Origin of the sequence: Micromonospora echinospora (assembly GCF_900091495.1) — a bacterium.
GTDB classification, from domain to species: domain Bacteria; phylum Actinomycetota; class Actinomycetes; order Mycobacteriales; family Micromonosporaceae; genus Micromonospora; species Micromonospora echinospora.
Genome location: NZ_LT607413.1, coordinates 7,647,983 through 7,668,500, shown reverse-complemented (window position 1 = coordinate 7,668,500; position 20,518 = coordinate 7,647,983). Strand labels below are relative to the sequence as shown.

At 72.2% G+C, this 20,518-nt stretch carries 22 protein-coding genes; 11 read left to right on the top strand and 11 right to left on the bottom strand.

Features of this window, described 5'->3' with window-relative positions; all coding sequences use genetic code 11:
• Positions 1–62: 62 nt before the first annotated feature.
• Entirely contained in the window at positions 63–1,292 is a 1,230-nt protein-coding gene (locus GA0070618_RS32675) for a helix-turn-helix domain-containing protein (protein ID WP_088985080.1), read from the top strand.
• Between the two features lie 213 nt (positions 1,293–1,505).
• Entirely contained in the window at positions 1,506–1,673 is a 168-nt protein-coding gene (locus GA0070618_RS34200; RefSeq protein WP_170107869.1) for a hypothetical protein, read from the top strand.
• A gap of 42 nt (positions 1,674–1,715) precedes the next feature.
• Here the strand turns inward: GA0070618_RS34200 and GA0070618_RS32670 are convergent, their stop codons facing one another.
• Complete coding sequence (locus GA0070618_RS32670; protein WP_211296306.1) at positions 1,716–2,390, bottom strand: hypothetical protein; 675 nt, start codon at positions 2,388–2,390, stop codon at positions 1,716–1,718.
• Between the two features lie 285 nt (positions 2,391–2,675).
• Here GA0070618_RS32670 and GA0070618_RS32665 point away from each other — a divergent pair, with 285 nt between their 5' ends.
• The 3 genes from GA0070618_RS32665 to GA0070618_RS34195 all read left to right on the top strand — a co-directional run bounded on the left by GA0070618_RS32665 (position 2,676) and on the right by GA0070618_RS34195 (position 3,600).
• Complete coding sequence (locus tag GA0070618_RS32665; RefSeq protein ID WP_231931536.1) at positions 2,676–3,134, top strand: DUF2975 domain-containing protein; 459 nt, start codon at positions 2,676–2,678, stop codon at positions 3,132–3,134.
• Complete coding sequence (locus tag GA0070618_RS32660; protein WP_088985077.1) at positions 3,134–3,340, top strand: helix-turn-helix domain-containing protein; 207 nt, start codon at positions 3,134–3,136, stop codon at positions 3,338–3,340. Before GA0070618_RS32665 ends, GA0070618_RS32660 begins: the two co-directional genes overlap by 1 nt.
• A 95-nt stretch (positions 3,341–3,435) precedes the next feature.
• On the top strand, positions 3,436–3,600 hold the full coding sequence (locus GA0070618_RS34195; protein ID WP_170107868.1) for a hypothetical protein: 165 nt from the start codon (positions 3,436–3,438) through the stop codon (positions 3,598–3,600).
• 19 nt (positions 3,601–3,619) lie between these two features.
• Here the strand turns inward: GA0070618_RS34195 and GA0070618_RS32655 are convergent, their stop codons facing one another.
• From GA0070618_RS32655 to GA0070618_RS32630, 6 genes are all read right to left on the bottom strand, one after another.
• The gene (locus GA0070618_RS32655; protein WP_143740353.1) at positions 3,620–4,048 is read right to left on the bottom strand and encodes a hypothetical protein; all 429 of its coding nucleotides are present in this window, start codon (positions 4,046–4,048) and stop codon (positions 3,620–3,622) included.
• A gap of 185 nt (positions 4,049–4,233) precedes the next feature.
• A complete protein-coding gene (locus GA0070618_RS32650; RefSeq protein WP_170107867.1) occupies positions 4,234–5,430 on the bottom strand; it encodes a M24 family metallopeptidase in 1,197 nt (398 codons plus the stop codon).
• A gap of 10 nt (positions 5,431–5,440) precedes the next feature.
• On the bottom strand, positions 5,441–6,490 hold the full coding sequence (locus GA0070618_RS32645) for a PLP-dependent cysteine synthase family protein (protein ID WP_088985075.1): 1,050 nt from the start codon (positions 6,488–6,490) through the stop codon (positions 5,441–5,443).
• Positions 6,491–6,583: 93 nt separating this feature from the next.
• The gene (locus tag GA0070618_RS32640; protein WP_088985074.1) at positions 6,584–8,419 is read right to left on the bottom strand and encodes an asparagine synthetase B family protein; all 1,836 of its coding nucleotides are present in this window, start codon (positions 8,417–8,419) and stop codon (positions 6,584–6,586) included.
• A gap of 88 nt (positions 8,420–8,507) precedes the next feature.
• Positions 8,508–8,909, bottom strand: coding sequence for a SchA/CurD-like domain-containing protein (locus tag GA0070618_RS32635; protein ID WP_088985073.1), 402 nt, complete (start codon positions 8,907–8,909; stop codon positions 8,508–8,510).
• A gap of 279 nt (positions 8,910–9,188) precedes the next feature.
• On the bottom strand, positions 9,189–10,772 hold the full coding sequence (locus GA0070618_RS32630; protein ID WP_088985072.1) for a multicopper oxidase family protein: 1,584 nt from the start codon (positions 10,770–10,772) through the stop codon (positions 9,189–9,191).
• Positions 10,773–10,932: 160 nt separating this feature from the next.
• On the opposite strand from GA0070618_RS32630, the gene GA0070618_RS32625 reads away from it, so the two are divergent.
• Positions 10,933–11,667, top strand: coding sequence for a maleate cis-trans isomerase family protein (locus GA0070618_RS32625; protein WP_157749058.1), 735 nt, complete (start codon positions 10,933–10,935; stop codon positions 11,665–11,667).
• Positions 11,668–11,792: 125 nt separating this feature from the next.
• The gene (locus GA0070618_RS32620; RefSeq protein ID WP_088985070.1) at positions 11,793–12,893 is read left to right on the top strand and encodes a threonine synthase; all 1,101 of its coding nucleotides are present in this window, start codon (positions 11,793–11,795) and stop codon (positions 12,891–12,893) included.
• Between the two features lie 97 nt (positions 12,894–12,990).
• On the opposite strand, the gene GA0070618_RS32615 is transcribed toward GA0070618_RS32620, so the two are convergent.
• Positions 12,991–13,401 carry a DUF6059 family protein gene (locus tag GA0070618_RS32615; protein WP_094977970.1) on the bottom strand — a complete coding sequence of 137 codons (411 nt, stop codon included), beginning with the start codon at positions 13,399–13,401 and terminating at the stop codon, positions 12,991–12,993.
• 237 nt (positions 13,402–13,638) lie between these two features.
• On the opposite strand from GA0070618_RS32615, the gene GA0070618_RS32610 reads away from it, so the two are divergent.
• Entirely contained in the window at positions 13,639–13,977 is a 339-nt protein-coding gene (locus GA0070618_RS32610; RefSeq protein WP_088985068.1) for a PadR family transcriptional regulator, read from the top strand.
• A 103-nt stretch (positions 13,978–14,080) separates the two neighbouring features.
• Here the strand turns inward: GA0070618_RS32610 and GA0070618_RS32605 are convergent, their stop codons facing one another.
• Positions 14,081–14,743: a permease prefix domain 1-containing protein gene (locus GA0070618_RS32605; protein WP_231931535.1), complete on the bottom strand. Its 663-nt coding sequence runs from the start codon at positions 14,741–14,743 to the stop codon at positions 14,081–14,083.
• Positions 14,744–14,953: 210 nt separating this feature from the next.
• Here GA0070618_RS32605 and GA0070618_RS32600 point away from each other — a divergent pair, with 210 nt between their 5' ends.
• Positions 14,954–15,484, top strand: a complete 531-nt coding sequence (locus tag GA0070618_RS32600) for a GNAT family N-acetyltransferase (RefSeq protein ID WP_088985067.1) — start codon at positions 14,954–14,956, stop codon at positions 15,482–15,484.
• 62 nt (positions 15,485–15,546) lie between these two features.
• Here GA0070618_RS32600 and GA0070618_RS32595 read toward each other — a convergent pair whose 3' ends face one another.
• Entirely contained in the window at positions 15,547–16,071 is a 525-nt protein-coding gene (locus GA0070618_RS32595; RefSeq protein ID WP_414467623.1) for a general stress protein, read from the bottom strand.
• Positions 16,072–16,266: 195 nt separating this feature from the next.
• Here GA0070618_RS32595 and GA0070618_RS32590 point away from each other — a divergent pair, with 195 nt between their 5' ends.
• Both GA0070618_RS32590 and GA0070618_RS32585 read left to right on the top strand, forming a co-directional pair.
• Complete coding sequence (locus tag GA0070618_RS32590) at positions 16,267–18,105, top strand: glycoside hydrolase family 15 protein (RefSeq protein WP_088985065.1); 1,839 nt, start codon at positions 16,267–16,269, stop codon at positions 18,103–18,105.
• A complete protein-coding gene (locus GA0070618_RS32585; RefSeq protein WP_088985064.1) occupies positions 18,102–18,881 on the top strand; it encodes a glucose 1-dehydrogenase in 780 nt (259 codons plus the stop codon). The genes GA0070618_RS32590 and GA0070618_RS32585 overlap by 4 nt, the downstream gene beginning before the upstream one ends.
• A gap of 54 nt (positions 18,882–18,935) precedes the next feature.
• On the opposite strand, the gene GA0070618_RS32580 is transcribed toward GA0070618_RS32585, so the two are convergent.
• Positions 18,936–20,330 (bottom strand): glycoside hydrolase family 6 protein, encoded by a 1,395-nt coding sequence (locus GA0070618_RS32580; RefSeq protein ID WP_197701696.1) that lies wholly within the window; start codon positions 20,328–20,330, stop codon positions 18,936–18,938.
• Positions 20,331–20,518: the final 188 nt, after the last annotated feature.

Below are 20,518 nucleotides of genomic sequence, written 5' to 3'. Positions count from 1 at the left end.
CCACAGTGGCGGCCGGGGGAGGCCGGCGGGCCGCCGCTCGACCCGCTACCTGGGGAGCGACCATGGAACCGATCATCGGAGAGAACCTCGCCGCGATCCGCCAACAGTCGACCTTGACGCAGGAGCAGCTCGCCGAGCGCGCCGGCGTGGACGTCGGAGTCATCCGTAAGCTGGAGCAGGGTGCGCGCAAGAGCGCCCGCCTGCCCACCCTCCACGCGCTCGCCCGCGCTCTGGGCGTGCCCACCAGCGCGCTGATCGGCGACACCTCGCACGCTGCCGCCCGAGCCGAACCGGACCACCGGCCGCTCTCCCTCGCGGAGATCCGCCGCGCGGTCGCGCCGGTCCGGGGCCTCGCCGGAACGGCTCTCGTACCGCCGGCTAGCGACCCGCCGGAGCCGGAGGTGTTGCGGGCGCGGCTGCACACCGTCGACCGCGCGTACCACGCCAACGACTACGCCCGTGTGCTGGCCGACATGCCGGCGTTGCTGCACGACGTCCGCGCCGCCGCCGATCTGGCTGACGAGCGTGACCGGGCGGGCGCGTACACCCTGCTCACCCAAACCCTTCACCTCACCGGGAACCTCCTGATCCAACTCCGCGCCAGCGACCTGGCGTTCACCGCGTTGTCCGGTGCGCTGGACGCCGCGCGCCGGGCCGGCAACCAGGCGGTGGCGACGACCGTCATCCAGGGCATGTGCTGGGTGCTCGTCCGGCAGGGCCGGTTCGTGGAGGCGGCCGAGCTGGCCGTGACCACCGCCGACCAGGTCGAACCCCGGTTCAGCCGCGCCGCACCCGACGAGTTGGCCGCGTGGGGGTGGCTGCTTCTGGGCGCTGCTGCCGCGCGGGCCAGGAACAACGAGCCCGACGTGGCGGCCGAGCTGACGACCGCTGCGGCGGCTGCGGCAGTCCGGATCGGGCAGTGGGCGCTGGACCCCACGCAGCTCATCATGGTTGGTGGGTTCAGCGTCGACAAGGTCCAGATGCAGCGAGCCGAGAACGCGGCGGTGGCCGGCGACCCGGGTCGGGTGCTGGAGCTGGCGAAGCAGGTCCCGCCGGGATCGACGGCGACGGCCTCCTGCTGGCAGCGGCACCGGCTGGACGTGTCATGGGCCTACGCCGAGCAGCGCCGGTACGCCGACGCGACCGAGGTGCTGCTCGATCTTCGGGCCACCGCGCCAGCGTGGCTGCGGCAGCAGCGGTACGCCCGGGACATCGTCCAGTCCGTCTCGGCGCAGCGGCGGCGGGCGATGTCACAGGAACTGGCCGACCTGGCGGCGCTGGTCGGCGCGTAGCTGGTACCTCCTGCACCACTCCCGTCGCCGACCGTTGACCGTGCCCCGGACCGCATCTGTCCCACCCCGGCCGATTCCGTGAGTCTGTGATCGCAGGGTGTGATCGATGTGGGTTCCGTCAGTGGCTGATCGTCGTCCCGCCCGCAGTTGGCGCGGCGGCGGTCGGTTCTTCCCCCAAGTACCGCCGGCGCGCCCCCATGACAGGAGGCGCAGGTGGACGGTACGCCGGCAGACCCGGAGCAGAATCGGGGCGAGCAGATCGAGGCGGCGGAACGGGAGGCGGCCAGGCAACGGATCCTCGCCCAGGCCGAGACCGATCGGATACCGGCGGAGGAGACGACCCGGGCGGTACCGGAGCGGCGGTGGCGCCGTGGACAGTGAGGGGGCGGCCCATCGTGCGGGGCCGCCCGCCGACCGGTCGGATCAGCAGCGCTGCCGCTGGCCCGAGTAGTGGACGCCGACCTTGCCGATGACGGTCAGGTCGGTGAGCGCGGTGTTCGCGGAGCGGGCGACGTAGCACGAGTACCGGTGCTGGTTGATCACCTCAAGGTGGATGTGCGCGCCGCTGTCGCCGTTGACCTGGTAGCAGCTGGAGTAGCGGAACCTGCCGGTCTCGCCGAGCTTGGTCCACGGGCCGACCGAGGCGCCCACCACGATGGTGCTGGGCTTGTTGGCGACGTGCATGACGTCGGCCCGGGCGAGGATCGCCCCGGTGGCGGTGTCGCGGGCCTCCAGTCCGATCCGGTAGCCGCCGTCGGCGAGGTTTCCGGTCGCGCAGCCTGGCCGTACGGTCACCACCTTCACCGCGATCGCGTGACCGGCGGCGGACTTGGTGCCGAAGGGGGAGACGACGGTGGCGCCCGGGTTGCGGTAGATGTCGACCGACCAGTCGTTCATGTACCCCCAGTTGGAGAAGACGACGTGGTGTCCGCCGGGTCCGGACAGGCCGAAGCGGTCCCAGGTGGACGAGCCCTGGATCGGCGGATACACGCTGACCGGGTCTGCCGTGGCGTGCGCGCCGGCGGGGGTGACCGGCACGACGGCGGCGCCCACGGCGAGCACCAGGGCGGTGGCCGCGCGGGCAAGACTGAACTTCACCATTCCTCCAAGGGGTACCGGCGGTCGCGCCACCGGTGTTGACGTCCGATTCGGGGGACGGCCCGAACATCGGCGCGATCCTATATCGAGGAAGATCGTTCACGCGGTGGTCCCGTCGCGGCTCGGCTGGCGGTCCCGAGGCGCGCGGGGCGTCGGGTACGCGGGCGTCGGATGCCGGTCCGGCCCGCCTCCGTGCCCCGACCGGATCGGAGGCGAATCGGCGAACCGATTGACTTTCGATAGGTTGCGAGTGATAGTCGATGCATGTTAGCCGAGCATCGAGCGGTGACCCCGCTCAGAGTCTTCCTCGTGGTGTTGTTCGGGATCCTGGTCATGTTGCAGACCTTCTCGCTGCCCGGACAGTTCGCGCACATGGCCGAGGAGTCTCCGGACATGGCCTACCTCCGGTGGCCGATGACCGCTGTCGCGGTCTTCTGGGTGCTGTGCGTCCAGGTGGTGATCGTGGCCACCTGGAAGCTGCTCACCCTGGTCAAGCACGACCGCATCTTCAGCGACGCCGCCCTGCGCTGGGTGGACGCGATCGTGTGGGCGATCACCGCCGCCTGGGGGGTGCTGGTGGGCGTCTTCCTCTTCGTCGGCTTCAACGCGTCCGACCCCGGACTGCCGCTCCTGCTGTTCCTGATGGTGGTGGGTGTCGCCGCGCTGGGTCTGCTGATGGTGGTCATGCGGGCGCTGCTGCGGCAGGCCACCACCCTGCGGACCGACATGGAGGCGGTGATCTGATGCCCATCGTCGTCCGGATCGACGTCGAGCTGGCCAAACGCAAGATGAGCGTCGGTGAGTTCGCCGAGCGGGTCGGGCTCACCCCGGCGAACGTGGCCGTGCTCAAGAACGGGCGGGCCAAGGCGGTCCGGTTCAGCACCCTGGAGGCGATGTGCCGGGTGCTCGGCTGTCAGCCCGGTGACCTGCTCGAGTGGGTCGAGGACTGAGCCGCCCCGGCACCACGCACCAGACACCAGGATCCGGCCGAGCCCGCCCGCCGGCACGTTCGGCGGCGGGCTCGGCCGCTCGCGAAGGAGACCTCATGAAGTACGTTCTCGCGGTCGTCGCCCTCCTCGCCGTCGCGCTCGGGGCCGCCGCCATCGTGTACGGGGAGGCCGACGACTCGCCGGGCCTCCAGCTCCTGGGCGCGTTGCTCGTCGTCGGCGCGGTCGGCTACGGCGTGCGGCTCGCCCGACGCGGCGGATAGCGGCTGTCGCGCCCGGCCGTCACCCGTGGTCCCCGGCGGCCGGGTCGGCGTCGTCGACGTCCCGCGTCGCGAGCGCGAAGTCGTGCGCGAACTCGACCGCGTCCGCCAGGTGGAGGGTCGTCATCGGCACCTCGGCCAGGGGCGGCGTGTCGAGGGTGACCGTGTAGCGGGTACGCACCGCCGTGTCGTCCGGCCCCTCGTCCTCGACCTCGACCAGGGCGGGCGGTTCGCCGGGTGCCCAGTGGCCGGAAGCGCTCCAGAAGTACCGGATCTCGACCTCGTCGTCGGTCGGGCAGGACCAGGTCAGCTGGCCGACCGACCCACCGCCGACGTTGGCGCAGGCGCTCCAGCCGGTGCCGTCCGGGCGGAGGCAGAGCCAGCTCGACTCCATCGCCCCGAAGTCGTACGGACCGGTGTCCCACCGCCCGACGAGGTTCTCGTTCCGCATGCCCAGCATGATCGCAGGCGCACCAGGGAGCGAGGCGCCGGCTCGCTGAGGTGGTTGCAGGGGCCCCTTCCTACCGCCTGGTGATGAGCAGGGGTCCCCTGCACACACCCGAACCCCGGCCGCAGGGCACACGACGGTGCGCCGGAGCCCGTCGGACTCCGGCGCACCGGTGGTACGGGTGGGGATCAGTCCAGGACGATCAGGTCCCGGTCCAGGGTGGTGAGCATGGTGTTGCCGTCGGCGGTCATCAGGAACGGGTCCTCGACCTGGACGGCCCCGAGGCCGAACTCGTAGTACGGCGTCTCGATGTTGACGATGACCCCTTCCTCCAGGGTGTCCTCGTTCTCCGGCGTGATGTTCACCCGGTCGTACAGCTCGACCCCGATGCCGTGGCCGACGTGGTTGCGGCGGTAGTGCGGCACGCCCGCCTCGTGCACCGCGTCGACCACCAGCCGGAACAGCTCGCCACCGGTCATCCCCGGCTTGGCCTCCTCGAACGCCCGGTCGCAGCCGGCCTTCATGGCGGCGTAGTACTGCACCAGCTTCTCCGGCGGCTCGCCCAGGTTGACCACCCGGGCGATGTCGGCCCAGTAGCCGTCCACGACGCAGCCGACGTCGAACCAGATGGCGTCGCCCCGGTTCAGCGCGACGTCGCTGGGACGGGTCTGGCCCCACACCCCGGCCCGGCCGATCTTGATGTGGCTGAACTTGGCCCGGCCGCCCGCGCCGGCCACCGCCCGTTCGAACTCGCGGACCAGTTCCCGTTCGGTCACCCCGGGAGCGGCGAGCGCGTTGACCGCCTGGATGCCGATCTCGGCCACGTGTGCGGCGGCGGTGACGCTGCGCACCTCCCGCTCGGTCTTGACCTTGCGGGCCCAGCGCAGCGAGTTCGACGCCATCCGCACGTCCAGCCGGGGCAGCTTCTGCCGTAGCGCGTCGACGTAGCCGTGCGCCACCCCGTCCTCGTCGAGGCCGATCCGGGCCTCGGCGAGCCCGGCCCGGCGCAGCGTCTCCACCAGGGCGTCCATCGCCGTCGGCACCACCGGGGCGTCGACCGACGTGGCGACCAGCTTCTTCTCCCGGTCGGTCAGCGCGACGCCGTCGGGCAGCTCCCGGTAGAAGACACCAAAGCCGATCGCGCCGGCGATCTCGACGGACGCGTCCAGGGCCTGGTCGATGTCACACCGGGAGGCGACGAAGTGCGGCCGGTCCAGGGCGTCCCGGGTGACCACCGCGTACGCCTGACCGGTGTGCGGGAAGATCTCCAGACCGACGGCGGCCACGCCGGTCAGGTAGTAGACGTTCTCGATCGTCGTGGCGACCAGCCCGTCCAGGCCCTGCTCGTCCATGAACCGGGCCAGCCGTTCGAGGTTGGCGAACACGTGTCCCTCCTCAGGCACTCGTGACCAGGCGGGACACCTGCTCCAGCGTCATCGACGGCCAGGCCGGGTCCTTGGCGGCGGCGACCAGCAGCTCCGCCGTGGTGAGCGCGGCCACCTGGTCGCCGAGGCCGTGGGCCCGCAGCCACTCGTCGTCGTACGACTCGCCGAGGTAGTTGCCGCCGTCGTCGGGGGCCACCGCGACGATCCGGGACCCCGGGTTGTGGTGCGCGAAGTGCAGCGCCCCGAAGACCGCCGCGCCGGCCGACTCGCCGACCAGCAGCCCCTCGCGGCGGGCCAGCAGCCGGCTGGTGGCGATCCCCTCGTGGTCGGCGACCAGGTGCACCCGGTCGACCAGTTCGGTGGTGAGGTTCTCCGGCTTCCAGGCGATGCCCAGGCCCCGCATCAGCCAGGTCTCGTACGGGAACCCGAACGCGCTCGACCCCTTGGCGTCGACCCCCACCGTGACCACGTCGGGGAGCTTCTTCTTCAGGGTCTCGGCGAGCCCGCTGATGTGACCGCCGGTGCCGACCGCCGCGACGAGCGCGTCGAACTGACCGACGTCGTCGAGGATCTCGTACGCGGTCTGCTCGGCGTGGATCTTCGGGTTGGCCGGGTTGTCGTACTGGTTGGGCCAGAACGCCCCTGGCGTGGACGCCAGCAGCTCGTGCACCCGGTTCAGCCGGGGCCGCTGGTATCCGGTCTCGTCCGGCTCCTTGACGATCTCCAGCTCGGCGCCGAAGGCGGAGACGTACTCCACCATGGACGCCGGGGCCTTCGGGTCGGTGACCAGGATGACCCGGTAGCCCCGGGCCGCGCCGATCAGGGCGAGTCCCTTGGCGGTGTTGCCGGAGGAGGACTCGATGATGGTGCCGCCGGGCTTGAGCCGCCCGTCGCGTTCCGCCTCCAGCACCATGGAGAGCGCGGTACGGTCCTTGACGCTGCCGGCCGGGTTGCGGGACTCGAGCTTGAGCAGGATCTCCGAGCCGTTGTCGACCCGGAGACGGTTGAGCCGGACCACCGGGGTACGGCCGATTGTGTCCAGAACACTGTCATTGATCATGTCGTACCCCTACGCCGTGAAGTCGCCGATGCGAGCGGATTGGTGACGGTCGTGCGGGGAGCGGTCGACGCGTGTGCCGCTGCGGAGGCGGCGTTACAGCGCCAGCCGTACCCGGTAGTGGTGCAGCCAGAGGTTGAGCTGGAGGGTCAGCTCGGCCGCCGCGCGGGCGAGCCGGTCCTTGGCCAGTCGCGGCGCGTCCTCGGCCAGCGCCTTCGACGCCTCCAGGTCGATCAGCGGACGGACCGGGGCGTCCGGGTCGGCGAGGATCGCCCGGAACTCGTCCTGGAGCCGTTGCGCGTAGCTCGGGTGGTTGCTGACCGGCGTGGCGCTCTGCCGACGCTTCAGCACCTGCTCGGGCAGCAGGTCGGCGACCGCCGCGCGGAGCAGGCTCTTCTCGATGCCACCGTGGTGTTGGTACGCCGCCGGGATGTTGTAGGCGTACTCCACGAGCTTGTAGTAGTTGATCGGGGCACGGGTCTGGAGCCCGGCCGCGGCGAAGACCGACGAGTCCAGCGGACCCCGGGTGAGCACCAGGTACGAGACGCGGCGCATGTTCCGCTGCCACTCGTCCTCGCCCGGCAGGTACTCGATCTCACCGATCGCCTTCTGGTACTCGTCGGCGTAGTAGGTGCGCAGGTCCAACGCGGCGAGCGTGTCGGCGTTGAGCAGCGCGGTGCCGAAGCCGTTCGTCGCGCCGAAGCGCTGGGCCAGCGCGATCCACGGGAACGTGCCGGACTCCACCAGGCCCTGGTCGGTGGACCAGCGGGCGCCCTGGAAGAGCTGGTCACCCGCGCCGCCGGTGAGGACGATCTTGCCGCCCTGCGCCCCCGCGTGCTGGATGAACAGGTACTGCGACGTCTCCATGTCGTAGATCCGGGTGGGGGCGTCCTTGGCCCGCAGCATGCCCTGCCGGATGATCGGGTGCAGGATGTCGGTCGACTCCAGCTCGACCAGGTTGTGCACCGAGTCGATCATGTCCGCGACCGCCTGCGCGTACGGCGAGTCGCGGGTGTCCCGCATGACGTCCGCCTCGAACTCGCTGGACTTGAAGTCCACCGTGTACGTCCGCAGCTTGTCGCCGCCCCGACGGCGCAGCTCGGCCGCGGCCAGCGCCGCCACGGAGGAGGAGTCGATGCCGCCGGAGAGGGTCGCCACCAGCCGGGACGTGTCCGTCGGCAGGGTTTCCCGGATGCTGTCCTCCAGCATCCGGCGGACGGTGGCGGTGGTGCTCTCCAGGTCCTCCTCGTGCGGGCGGGAGGAGAGCTTCCAGTACGTCCGCTTGGTCCAGCCGGTCCGGCCGAAGCGGGCGATCTCGGCGCCCTTGACCGACTCCAGGCCCTTGAAGAGCGGGCCCGGGGGCAGCGCGTGGGAGATCGCCTCGCGGAGCCCGGAGGCATCCAGGACCGCGTCGACCTCGGGGTGCGCCAGCAGGGCCTTGCGCTCGGTGGCGAAGATCAGCCCGGTGGAGGTGTGGGTGTAGTACAGCGGCTGCTGGGCGAGCTGGTCCCGGGCCAGCACCAGCTCCTCGATACGCGCGTCCCAGATGGCGATCGCGAACGGGCCGGCCAGCCAGGGGATGAACTCCACCCCCCACTGCGCGTACGCGGCGGCGATCAGTTCGACCGCCGGGGTCTCCGGGGCGAAGCCCCGTCCGGCCGAGCGCAGTCGCTGTCGCAGGTCGTCGAGGTGCAGCGGGGCGCCGGTCACGGCGGCGACCACCGGGGCGCCGTCGACCTCGGTGACGAACGGCTGCCGGCCGCCCGCGCCGTCCGCGTCGAGGGTGCGGTAGCCCAGCGCGGCACGCGGCGAGACCCACACCGCCTCGCCGTCCGGGCCCCGCTGGGCCAGCGTCGCCGTCAGCATCGTGACGACGGGTCGGTCCAGGACCAGGTCCCGGGTGAAGTCGATCCAGCCAAAAACGCCAGACATGGGGCTACCTTTCCGCGCTGATCGAGGTGGGGGAGAGGGCGGTTGCCGGTGGCGTCGGCCACCGGCAACCGGATTCGCCGAGGAGCGGTCAGCCCTGCTGCGCGCCGGCCGGCACCGGGCCGGGGTAGTTCTCCTTGGTGAGCTGCGCGATGCAGCGCATGTTGGCGTTGCGGAAGTACTCGGCGAACTTCTCCGGGCTGCTGGTGTCCCGCTGGGTCTTCAGGTACTTGGCGAGCTTGCCCTCGAGGTCGTGGACGCCGGACTGCTGCCCCATGTGCCGGCCGATGGCCCGGAAGTCGCCCTCGTAGTGGATGACCCGGATGACGATCTCGTCGCTGATGAAGACCGCGCTGCCCAGCAGCTGGCCGACCTCTTCGCCCTGCTCGTTCTTGAGGACCGGGGTGCTGACCCGGCGGAAGCTCGCGAAGATCTCGGCGATCTCGTCCTCGTGTCCGGGAATGACGTCGTACCTGATCGCGGCGTACGGCATGCTCGCGGTCCTTTCGCGCGTGGTCGTCGGTTTCGGCGGGTGGCCTGACGGGGCGGCCTGGTGATCGCCAACTCCGCCGAGGCGCACGTTTCCATCGCCGGCTCGAAGGCGGATTGGGAAGGGCTCAAGCCAGGCGGGCGTCGCCGACGGCCGCGTCCGCTGGTCACCGCGCTGCTCCGTCGCCGTCACCCGCGGCGACGCCCACCCGGGCGCGAACGGCGACCGGCGCGCACCCGTCTCGGGTACGCGCCGGTCGTCGCAGTGGTCGTACGGGGGGAGTCAGACCACTTCGAGGTTGCTCATCATGACCATGTCCTCGTGTTCGAGGTTGTGGCAGTGGAAGACGTACTTGCCTTTGTAGCCGGTGAACTTGGCCAGCACCTCGACCACCTGACCGGGCAGGATGTCGACGGTGTCCTTCCAGCCGGCGTCCCGGGCCGACGGCGGCCGGCCCTGGCGGCTGAGCACCTGGAAGTGGGCCAGGTGCAGGTGCACCGGGTGGTGGACGTCGGTGACCAGCTTCCAGATCTCCACCGAACCGAGCTTGGGCTGGGCGTCGATGCGCTTCGGGTCGAACGGCTTGCCGTTGACCGTCCAGATCTGCTTGCCGCCGGAGACCCCCTGACCGAACAGGAACTGCCGGGTCTGCACGGCCATCGAGCGGTCGAGCTGCTCGAAGTCGGCCAGTCGGCTCGGCACCGTGCTGTCGTCCGAGGCGCTGCGGGCGACGTGGAACTGCATGATCGCCCCGAGCTTGCCGTTGTCCAGCTCGTTGCGGAGGGTGACCTTGGTGCCGACCTTGAACTTCGAGAAGTCGATGACCAGGTCGTACCGCTCGGCCGGAGCGATCTCGATCTTGTCGTGCCCGATCGGCGCGCCGAGCAGGCCCGAGTCACTGCCGATCTGGACGAACGAGCTGCCGTCGCTCGGCTTCGGGTCGAGGCTGAGGCCGTACCGCCGGGCGTTGGAGCCGTTGAGGACCCGGAACCGGTACCGGGTGTTCGTGACGTCCATGATCGGCCAGGGCGCGCCGTTGACCAGGATGACGTCGCCGAGCACCCCGTTGGAGAACTGCCCGGTCACGCCCGGGTCGTGCAGGTTGTGGTCGGCCGAGGGGTAGCGGAACGAGCCGTCCTCGGCGAAGGCCCGGTCGCAGATGAACAGTGGCACATCCCGCTCCCCCTTCGGCAGCGGCAGGGCGTCCTCCTCGTCGTCCCGGACGATGTGGAAACCGGCGAGCCCCCGGTAGACCTGGGGACCGGTGAAGTCCATCCGGTGGTCGTGGTACCAGAGCGTGGCGGCGGGCTGGTCGAGCGGGTAGATGTAGTCCTTCGTGCCCGGGCTGGTGTTGCCGGGGGCCATGTCGTGGCCGCCCATGCTGTCGCCCGGCTTCCAGCCGCCGTTGGGCAGGATGTAGTCGATCGGGTAACCGTCGTGCTCGGGCGGGGTCTTCCCGCCGTGCAGGTGCACCACCACCGGCACGGAGAGCTCGTTGCGGTGCCGGACCACGGTGCGCCGGCCGGCGCGCGACTCGATGGTCGGCCCGGGGAAGGTGCCGTTGTAACCCCAGATCTCGGTCTTGTGCCCGGGGACGATCTCCACCTTGGCCGACCGTTGGGTGAGTTCGTAGAAGTCGGTGGTCCCGTCGGAGTTGGTCGGTTTCAGTACCTCGGGCCGGGGGAGTGGGACCTTGAACTGGTCCGGGACGTCGAGTTCGCTCTCCATCTTGGAGCCGGTGCTGGAGCCGGACCGGGTGCCCAGGTTGTCACCGAGCCGGTCGCCGAGTTCCGAGCACCCGGCGAGTGGGACGGCAGCGGCTGCGCCGCCCGCCAGTTGGATCAGACGTCGACGGCTCAGGTTCATGACAGCTCCTCACGAGGGAGACCGGCGGTGGGGCAACCGGTCACGTGCCAGTACGCTACACGTAGCCACCCTACCTAAGCCGAATGGTGGCAGGCGGGCTCGCCCGCCCGGAGCGTCCGGACTCGTCCGGCGCTCGAGCGGATCTCGCTACCGTCCGATCATGGCGGACACCCCGACCCACCGCGATCCCCAGTGGACCCACCGGCTCGGTTTCCTGGTGCCCAGTGTGAACACGGTCATCGAGCGGGACCTGCGACTGAGCCTGCCCGCGACGGTCAGCGCGCACGTCGCCCGGATGTCCATCATCCGGGACACCCCCGAGCAGCTCGCCGCGCTCGCCGACAGCGTGCCCGAGGCGGCCACCATGCTCTCCCACGCCGCCGTCGACTCGATCGTCTTCGCCTGCACCAGCGGCAGCCTCTACCACGGCCTCGGCTACGACGCCGAGATCACCGAACGGATCACCGCCGCGTCCGGCGTGCCCGCCTCCACCACGTCCACCGCCGTGGTGGCGGCGCTGCGCTCGCTCGGGCTGAGCCGGGTGGTGCTGGTGACGCCGTACGAGCCCTGGCTCGACGAACTGGTCGTGGCCTTCCTGGGCGCGCACGGCATCGAGGTGACCGCCACCGCCGGTCCGGCCCTGCCGGACCCGTTGGACACCGCCTCCGTCCCGCCGGAGGAGATCGCCGCCGCGGTCGTCGACCCCGGTGCCGCCGACGGCGTCTTCATCAGCTGCACCGCGTTCCGGGGGCTGGAGGCCGCCCGGGTCCTGCGCGGGCGCTTCGGCCTGCCGGTGGTCTCCAGCAACGAGGCGACCTGCTGGGAAGGGCTGCGGCTGGCCGGTCGCGCGCCGGACACGTTCCCCCTCGACGGATACGCCGACCTGTGCCGCTGAACCCCCGGACCACGCGGCTCGGTCCCGCGACCGGGTGGATCCGCCCCACCTAAACTGGACGCTTCCGCGGGCGTCCGGGTCGGGTCCGTCCCACCGCCGTCCGTCCACTTTGGCCCGGGAGAAGCATGCCCACGACTCAGAACCCGCGCCTGGCGGGGCTCGCCTGTATCCGCTGCGACCGCCGGTACGAGGTGGCCGACCACCCCACCGGTTGCCCGGCCTGCCTGGCGCAGGGCAGACCGATGAACCTGGAGTGCGTCTACACCCCGGGGGACTCCACCGGCGTCGACCAGCCCTACCTGCGGCCGATCACCCTCGGCGAGGGGCGTACCCCGCTGCTGACCGACGTCCCGGGGGCGGTGCCGGGGCTGGACGTCGCCCTCAAGTGGGAGGGCGCCAACCCCACCGGTTCGCACAAGGACCGGTTCAGCGCGGTGGTGGTCAGCCGGGCGGTGCACGCCGGCTACGAGGGGATCGTCGCCGCCTCCTCCGGCAACGCCGGGGTGTCGCTGGCGACCTACTGCGGTCGGGCCGGGCTGCGCTGCGAGATCGCGGTCACCGACGACACCCCCGCCCGGGTGGTGGAGCTGATGCGCGACCTCGGCGCGGAGGTGGTCTCCTTCCCGCACAGCGAGCAGCGCTGGAAGCACGTCGCCGCCTACCGCGACTCCCGGACCATGCTGCCGGTCACCAACTTCGTCGTCCCTCCGGTGGGCAGCAGCCCGTTCGGCATCGAGGGGTACAAGCTGGTCGCGGAGGAGATCCTCGCCGACCGGGCCGGCCGGGCGCCGGAGTGGGTGGTGGTGCCGGCGTCCCGGGGCGATCTCGCGTGGGGCGTCCACCTCGGCTTCCGGGAGCTGCTCGGCGCCGACGCGGCGCCCCGGATCTGCCTGGTGGAGCCCTTCCCCCGGGTCGCGGCGGTGCTCGCCGGCGCCGACGAGTACGCGACGTTCCCCGGTGACACCCGCGCGATGCCGTCGCTCGGCGGCAACCAGCTCGCCGTCCAGGCCCTGGAGGCGGTCCGGCGGTCCCGGGGGCACGCCGTGGCGGTGGACGACGAGAGCGTCCTCGCCGAGACCCGCCGCCTCTGGCGGGCCGGGCTCCCACTGGAACCGAGCAGCGCGGCCGGTCTGCTCGCCGTCTCCCGGGCCCTGGCCGACGGGACGATGACCCCGGAGTCCGACGTCGTCGTCGTGGCCACCGCGCACGGTCTCAAGGGCATGTGAGTCGACCGCGCCGCCCCGTGGCGGTCCCCGTGGTCCGGGGTGGTCGACGCCGACCGCTCCGGACCGCGTCAGCGGGGTGCCCGACCGGTGCCCGGGATCAGCGCAGCTGCGACCAGAGCCGACGTTCCGTCGGGGTCGGGGGAACGTGGGGGATCAACCGCTCGGGGTGTCCGGCCGGCGGCGCGCCCGGTTCCGCCCCGGCCCGCAGGGCCCCCGGTCCGACCCGCGACGGCGGTCGCCCCGGCTCGCCGATCGTCGGTCGCCCCGGCCCGCTGACCGGCGACCGCCCGCTCTCGCCGCCCGTCGGCGGGTCGGTGGCGGTGGGACCGGTGACCGTCCCGCCGGGCGACACGGCGCTACCCGCGGGTGGCGTGGCGGGAGGAAAGGCCTCGGGCGGCAGCGGCGCGCCGATGAGCGCCGCGCCGAACGTCTGCAGCCCGGTGAACAGCTCCCGGGCGGCCCCGGTGGCCAGTCGGCCGCACCTGCTCAGAAACCTGTACGCGTCCATCCCGCCGTCCTCGTCCGCACGTCGTGTCGCGGTGACGGGGGCGGGCGTCGGGTGTCGGCGCGGTCCCGCCGTCTCCCGGCGTGGCACCAGGATGGTCGGCACGACTCGACGCGTGGTCGAGGGGCGATGGCGGCGATGGCGTCCGGAGGGGCCGGCGAGGGCAAGCGCCCTGATCATCCCAAATAGGGTACCTACCTGTAGCTAGGCTACCGTAATGCCTTCGTGTAGATTGGCTACATGAGGCCAAACGCGTTGCGGGGGCACCTCGACGCCCTGATTCTCTCCGTGCTGGAGCGCGAGTCGCTGCACGGTTACGCGATCATGGAAGCTCTCCAGGCCCGCAGCGGCGGCGCGCTCGACCTGCCGACCGGCACCCTCTACCCGGCCCTGCGCCGGCTGGAGCGGGCGGGCTACGTGCAGAGCGAGTGGAGCACGGTCAGCGGCCGCAAGCGTCGGACGTACCAGCTCACCGCCTCCGGGCGGGGGGCCCTGGCCGACGAGCGCTCCGAGTGGCGGGACTTCGCCGCGGTGGTCGAGGGCGTGCTGCGGCCCGGCGCGGCGGCCGGCTTCGCCTGAGTCGACCCGGTGCCGCCCGGTCCCCGGGTGACGCCGCGCGGCGGCCCGGGTGACCGTCGCCGCCGATGCGCGGTGCTCTCCCCGCGTCCCGTCCGGTCGAGGGTCAGGCGGCGCTCAGGCAGTTCCGGCCCGCGATGCCGATCCCCGCCAACGGGATACCGAGGAACACCAGCGCGCTCGGTAGGCCGGCGAGGCTCATCAGCGCGTTCGGGGTGAGCACGGTCAGCATCACCCCGAGCACGGAGAAGACCACGCAGACCGCGAAGGCGAAGACCCCGGTGGCCCGGACGAGCCGCCGACGGGCGCCGAAATAGCGCACGCCGTACCCGGCGGCGGTGGCGGCCAGGATCGCGGCGAACAGGGTCGCCGTGCCCATCCAGCTGACCGCCTCGTCGACCAGCCGGTAGCCGGGGCTGTCGTACCCCACCCCGCCGGCCAGGTGCCGGGTCAGCCGCCACAGCACCGGCTGGGCGGCCAGCACGAAGAAGATCAACAGAGCGGTACGGCGCCCCTGGGCCAGCCCCAGTTCGGTCTGGTAGTCGGGCGCGATCTCGGGCACCGCCCCGAACTCGGCGACCGCCCGCCGCTCGGCGTCGCGTCGGTCGAGACCGGCGTCCTCGTAGGCGTCGGCCGCGTCCATGAGACCGTCTCGCGCCTCGGCGAGGAGATCGGCCTTGGTCGCCCGGGGGCCGCGGAGGGCCTTGTCCAGCTCGGCGACGTATGCCTCGATCATGTCCATCCGGAGCAGCTCCCTCGCCGGGACCATCGCATGGACGAGTATAGGCAAGTTGCGCCTCGCGTTCTCCTCAGGGAACGCCCCGAGATGACCCTTAGCTTCCCCCTCGGGGATGCCTCCGGCGATTCCGGGTGCCACGTTTCCGCCGCTCAGCGCCATCGATGGGCCAGTTTCCCGCCGGAACGTTGGCGACAGAAATCCCGCGCATGGGACCGGCGTGGCGTGCAAGACTCCCGGCCCGTGGAACATGTCGAACTACGCGCCCCTGAGCTGCTATTACGTCCCTGGCGTGAGGAGGACGCCGCGGACGTCCTGGCCGCGCTGCGCGACCCGGAGACGGCACAGTGGAATCCCTCCGCTCCCGGGCTGGACCTGGCCGGGGCGCAGGCCTGGACCCGGGCCCGCGCCGACTGGTCGGCCGGCACCCACGCGTCGTTTGCCGTCACCGACGCGACGAGCGGGGCCCTGACCGGTTCGGTCTCACTGCACCGCATCCAGGGGGACGAGGCCTCGATCGGCTACTGGACGGTGCCCGCGGCCCGGGGGCGGGGCGTCGCCACGGCCGCCGTCCGACTGGTCACCGGTTGGGCGTTCGGTTCGCTCGGCCTGCACCGGATCGAGCTCTGTCACGCCGTGGCGAACCCCGCCTCGTGCCGGGTCGCCGCACGTGCCGGTTACCCGTTGGAGGGGACGTTGCGCGAGTCCCACCGCTACGGCGACGGCCGCCGCCACGACGAGCACCTGCACGCCCGGCTCGCCACCGACGAGTGAACGGAGGGAGCCGGCGGGACTGCGCCCCACCGGCTCCGTCGGGTGGCCGACCCGGCGTCCGATCACCCACCCGTACGCCGGGTCGGCGTCAGGTGCATCCGGCCGAGCAGTTCCTGCGCCTGGTCGGCGAACTGGGCGTCGACGGTGACCGCGTACTGGCCGGCCCGCAGCGAACTGGCCGAGGTGAAGTCGCGGCGACCACCGGTCATGGCGTGGGCGATCGCCCCGAACACGGCACCCCAGATCGCGCCGACCACCAGGCCGACCAGGATGACCGCGGCCCAGTTGCCGGCGGTGAAGATGCCGAACAGCAGGCCGATGAAGAGCCCGAACCAGGCTCCCGTGCCGGCGCCGATCAGCGCTGACCGGCCGGTGGTCATCCGGCCGAGCACGGTCTCCACCAGGGTCAGGTTGGTGCCCACGATGGCGGTGTGCTCCACCGGGAACCGGTTGTCCGCCAGGTGGTCCACCATCCGTTGCGCGGACGGATAGTCCGGATACGACCCGATGGTCACGGTGGGACGGCCACCCTGCGGGCCCCGGCCGTCGTCGAACGGGATCGGCTGGCCGGCGGGACCGGACGGCATCGTGCCAGCGCCTGCCGTTCCGGGCTGCCCGGCGGCGGCCGGAGTCGAGGATCTGGTCATGAGCTGCCTCCTTCGCCTCGACCCTCCGCGTTCCCGCCCGCCGCGCCCGGTAACCCGGTCGGGTGGTGCACTCCGCGCGGAGTGGTCAGCGCGGTCGGCGTGAATGGTCGATGGGCCGACCGGGTAGGCCGTCGTGTGGAGAACGCACGGATCAGCGAGCACGGCTTCCTCGCCGACGGGTGCACCGCCGTCCTGGTGGACCGGTGGGGCACCGTGGACTGGTGGTGCCCGGCCCGCTTCGACGCGCCCTCGGTGTTCGGCAGGATCCTCGACGAGGACGCCGGACACTGGTCGGTCCACCCGGACGGCCGGTACGAGTGCGAGCGTGCGTACCTGGACGACACGCTCGTGCTGCGGACGGTCTTCACCACCCCGCACGGGGCGGTCGCCGTCACCGACGCCCTCGCGATCGAGCCCGGTGCGCGGGGCCACGAGATCGGCCGCCGTCCGCCCCGCATGCTGGCCCGCGTCGTGTCCGGCCTCTCCGGAACTGTCGGGATGCGACTGCACTACCGGCCCCGCTTCGAGTACGGCCGGGTGACCGCCTACCTGACCGACCGGGACGGCCTGGTCGAGGCGACCGCGGGCACCGCCACCCTGCGGCTGCGCAGCGACGTCCCGCTGACCTTCGGGGTGGGGGAGGCGACGTCCCGGTTCGACGTTCGGGCCGGTGAGACGTACCGCTTCACGCTCGCCTGGACGCCCGCCGACGAGGGGCCCGACGTGTCGGTGCCGGCGGCCGACGAGGTGGTGGCGGAGGCGACGGCCGGCTGGCGTTCCTGGGCGGCCCTGCACGACTACCAGGGCAGCCACCGCCCCGAGGTGCGGCGCAGCGCGATGGTCGTGCAGGGGATGACCTACCAGCCCAGCGGGGCGGTGGTGGCCGCGGCGACCACCTCGCTGCCGGAGGAGCCGGGCGGGGACCGCAACTACGACTACCGCTTCGTCTGGGTACGCGACTTCAGCCTCACCCTGCACGCCCTGTGGCGGGCGGCCTGCCCGGACGAGGCGAACCGGCAGTTCGCCTGGGTCGCCCGGGCGATGGGGCGTATCGACGGCCAGCCGGCCCCGATCATGTACGGCGTCGAGGGGGAGCGGGACCTCACCGAGCACCGCCTTGACCACCTGCGCGGATACGCCGACAGCCAGCCGGTCCTCGTCGGCAACGACGCCTGGCGGCAGCGGCAGTCCGACGTGCTCGGCGAGGTGCTCGACGCGGCCTGGCTGATGCGGCACTACCTGGACCCGATGACGCCCGAGGTGCGTACCCTGCTGCGGGCCCTGGCCGACCAGGCGGCCAGCGACTGGCGGCGTCCGGACTCCGGCATGTGGGAGGCCCGGGACGCCGAGCGGCACTACCTCTCCTCCAAGGTGCAGTGCTGGACCGCGTTGGACCGGGCGGTGCGCTTCGGCCCCCGGCTGGGTGACGAGGCGGACGTGGCCCACTGGGCGGCGGCCCGGGACGAGGTCCGCCGGACGGTGCTCACCCGGGGGTGGAACGCGCGGGTCGGCGCGTACACCGGGGCCTTCGGCTCCGACGAACTGGACGCCTCGGTGCTCGTCATGCCGCTGGTCGGGTTCCTGCCGGCCGACGACCCCCGGATGCGCGCCACGATGGCGCTCGTCGAACGCCGGCTGGGTCACGACGGCCTGCTGCGACGCTGGGACGGCGATCCGGCGGGATTCCTCATCTGCTCGTTCTGGCTGGTGGGCTGCCTGGCCCTGGCCGGCGAACGGGACCGGGCCGAGCGGCTCTTCGGCCAACTTGTCGGGCGGGTCAACGACCTGGGGTTGTTCGCCGAACAGGTCGACCCGGTCACCGGGGAGCAACTCGGGAACTTCCCCCAGGCGTTCTCCCACATCGGACTGATCAACGCGGCCGGCCGGCTGACCGAGGCCGCCGAGCGGGCCCGACCACGGGCGCACCAGCCCGTGCCGAGCGGCACGGGCATGAGGGAGGGAGCAGGATCGTGACCGGACGACTGGCGGGGAAGACGGCACTCATCACCGGCTCGGACTCAGGGATCGGGCAGGCGACGGCGATCGAGTTCGGCCGGGAGGGCGCCGACGTGGTGGTGCACTACCTGCACGACCGGCAGGGGGCGGAGCACACCCGGGGCGAGGTCGAGGCGTCCGGCCAGCGGGCGATCGTGGTGCAGGGCGACATCAGCGACGAGCAGCGGGTCGAGTCGATGTTCGACGAGGCGCTGGCCGAGTTCGGCACGCTGGACGTGCTGATGAACAACGCCGGTGTGGACGCCTCCGGCACCCCGGTGGCCGACCTGGACACCGGGACCTGGGACCGGGCGATCCGCACCAACGTGTACGGGGCGTTCTTCTGCTCCCGCCGGTTCGTCCAGCACCGCCGGGAGTCCGGCGGCGGTGGGCGGATCATCAACACCACCTCGATCCACCAGGAGGTGGCCCGGGCCGGTGGCGCGGACTACGACACCAGCAAGGGCGCGTTGCTGGAGTTCGCCAAGACCCTGGCCCTGGAGGGCGCGCCGATGCGGATGAACGTCAACAACATCGCGCCGGGCATGGTGCTCACCCCGTTCAACCAGCGGGCGATCGACGACCCGAAGTACCTCGAGGAGCAGGTGCAGAGCATCCCGTGGAAGCGGGCCGCGGAGCCGCACGAGATCGGCCGGCTGGCGGTCTTCCTGGCCAGCGACGAGGCCGACTACGTGACCGGGTCCACGTACGTGATGGACGGTGGGCTGATGCAGAACCAGGGCCAGGGCGCCTGACCGGCGCGGGCGTCCGGTGGCCCCCGGCCGATGTCGACCGGGGGCCCGGGCGGGTCAGGTGGTGCAGACCACGCCGTTGAGCGTGACGGCCCCGAAGGCGGGGAGGGTGGTGCCGGTGAAGGTGCCCTGGAAACCGGCGCTGAGCGTCCCGCCGGCGGGCACGCTGCCGTTCCAGGAGACGTTACGGGCGGTGAGCCGGTTGCCGGACTGGCTCCACTCGCCGTTCCAGCCGTTGCTCAGCCGGACGCCGTCGGCGACGGTGAACGAGAGCGTCCATCCGTTCACCGCGGCACCGCCGTTGGTCACCCGGATCTCGGCGGTGAAGCCGCCCGTCCAACTGTTCGGGACGACCGTGGCGGCGCAGCCGCCCCCGCCCGGGGGCGTGGTCGGCGGCGGCGTGGTGGCCGGGGGAGTGGTGGGCGGCGGCGTGGTGGCCGGGGGCGTGGTCGGCGGCGCGGTGGTCGCCGGGGGCGTGGTCGGGCCGGCCGCCATGGCCAGCTCGTACGCCCGCTGGGGGACGAACTGACCGGCCCCGGCGATGCAGCCGTCCGCCTCCCCGGGCAGCTTCACCCAGAGGAACGCGGCGATCGCCGGGTCGCCGGTGTCGGTGGTGCTCGGCGTCCCGATCGCCCGGCCCGGCGGGTCGCACCACTCCGAACCGGCCGGCCCGTTGCCGTTGCGGCTGGTGTCGACGACGGCCCGCAGGCCGGTGACCCCGGTGGCGGCGATCACCTGCTTGGCGTACGGGACGGCCTCGGCCGTGGTGCGGTAGTTCGACACGTTGACCGAGATGCCGTCCGCGCTGGTCGCGATCTCCGCGCCGACCAGTCGGGCTGCGATCTCGGCGGGCGCCAGCCAGGCCGAGTGTCCGGCGTCGAAGTAGACCCGGGCCTGCGCCGAGGCCGCCTTGAGCCGCTTGCCGGCGTACGCCATCGACGCCTTCGTCTCGGCCTGCTGGCCGGCGTTCTGGCAGCTCGTCATCAGCGGCAGGACGTCCGGCTCCAGGACGATGGTGGCCGGTCGGCCGGCCAGCCCGGCGGCGACCTGGTCGACCCACTGCCGGTAGGCGGTGTGGTTGGGCGCTCCGCCGCCGCTGGCGCCGCTGCAGTCGCGGTTGGGGATGTTGTAGACCACCAGGATCGGGATCTTGCCGGCCGCGGCGGCGGCTCCGACCAGGGCGTCCACCTCGGCGCGTACCGTGGCGGTGTTGGTGGTGGTGAACCAGCGGGCCTGCGGGACGGCGGCGATCCGGTCGCGGATCACCGGCGCGCGCGAGTCGCCCGGGTTGGCGGCGACCCAGGCGGCCGCCGACGTGTGCGGGTCGACGTAGAAGGCGGATTCGGCCGCCGTGGCGGCCGGTGGGCGGAGCGCGCCCACCGCGATGGTTCCTGCGGCGGCGAAGGCGGCCGTCGCGGCGGTCGCCGCGACGAGCCGGGGTGTCGTCCTCAATTCCCTCTCCTATCGAACATGCCCAATGGAAGCGCTCCCACGCCCACCTCAACGGTACGGCCCGTCCACCCCGAAGTGAAGCCCCCCGACCGGTCCCGTCCCCTGGACCCGTGACCATGGAGTGGAGAGTGCCTACCGATGGCAGGGCGTCACGGCCGACGGGGTGAACGGGGAGGACGCCGGCGCAG

Excerpts from the sequence above, each read along its gene's own strand:
- GA0070618_RS32675 (WP_088985080.1), top strand. The coding sequence starts at position 63 with ATGGAACCGATCATCGGAGAGAACCTCGCCGCGATCCGCCAACAGTCG.
- GA0070618_RS32660 (WP_088985077.1), top strand. The coding sequence starts at position 3,134 with ATGCCCATCGTCGTCCGGATCGACGTCGAGCTGGCCAAACGCAAGATG.
- GA0070618_RS34195 (WP_170107868.1), top strand. The coding sequence starts at position 3,436 with ATGAAGTACGTTCTCGCGGTCGTCGCCCTCCTCGCCGTCGCGCTCGGG.
- GA0070618_RS32655 (WP_143740353.1), bottom strand. The coding sequence starts at position 4,048 with ATGCGGAACGAGAACCTCGTCGGGCGGTGGGACACCGGTCCGTACGAC.
- GA0070618_RS32645 (WP_088985075.1), bottom strand. The coding sequence starts at position 6,490 with ATGATCAATGACAGTGTTCTGGACACAATCGGCCGTACCCCGGTGGTC.
- GA0070618_RS32640 (WP_088985074.1), bottom strand. The coding sequence starts at position 8,419 with ATGTCTGGCGTTTTTGGCTGGATCGACTTCACCCGGGACCTGGTCCTG.
- GA0070618_RS32635 (WP_088985073.1), bottom strand. The coding sequence starts at position 8,909 with ATGCCGTACGCCGCGATCAGGTACGACGTCATTCCCGGACACGAGGAC.
- GA0070618_RS32630 (WP_088985072.1), bottom strand. The coding sequence starts at position 10,772 with ATGAACCTGAGCCGTCGACGTCTGATCCAACTGGCGGGCGGCGCAGCC.
- GA0070618_RS32625 (WP_157749058.1), top strand. The coding sequence starts at position 10,933 with ATGGCGGACACCCCGACCCACCGCGATCCCCAGTGGACCCACCGGCTC.
- GA0070618_RS32620 (WP_088985070.1), top strand. The coding sequence starts at position 11,793 with ATGCCCACGACTCAGAACCCGCGCCTGGCGGGGCTCGCCTGTATCCGC.
- GA0070618_RS32615 (WP_094977970.1), bottom strand. The coding sequence starts at position 13,401 with ATGGACGCGTACAGGTTTCTGAGCAGGTGCGGCCGACTGGCCACCGGG.
- GA0070618_RS32610 (WP_088985068.1), top strand. The coding sequence starts at position 13,639 with ATGAGGCCAAACGCGTTGCGGGGGCACCTCGACGCCCTGATTCTCTCC.
- GA0070618_RS32605 (WP_231931535.1), bottom strand. The coding sequence starts at position 14,743 with ATGGTCCCGGCGAGGGAGCTGCTCCGGATGGACATGATCGAGGCATAC.
- GA0070618_RS32595 (WP_414467623.1), bottom strand. The coding sequence starts at position 16,071 with ATGCCGTCCGGTCCCGCCGGCCAGCCGATCCCGTTCGACGACGGCCGG.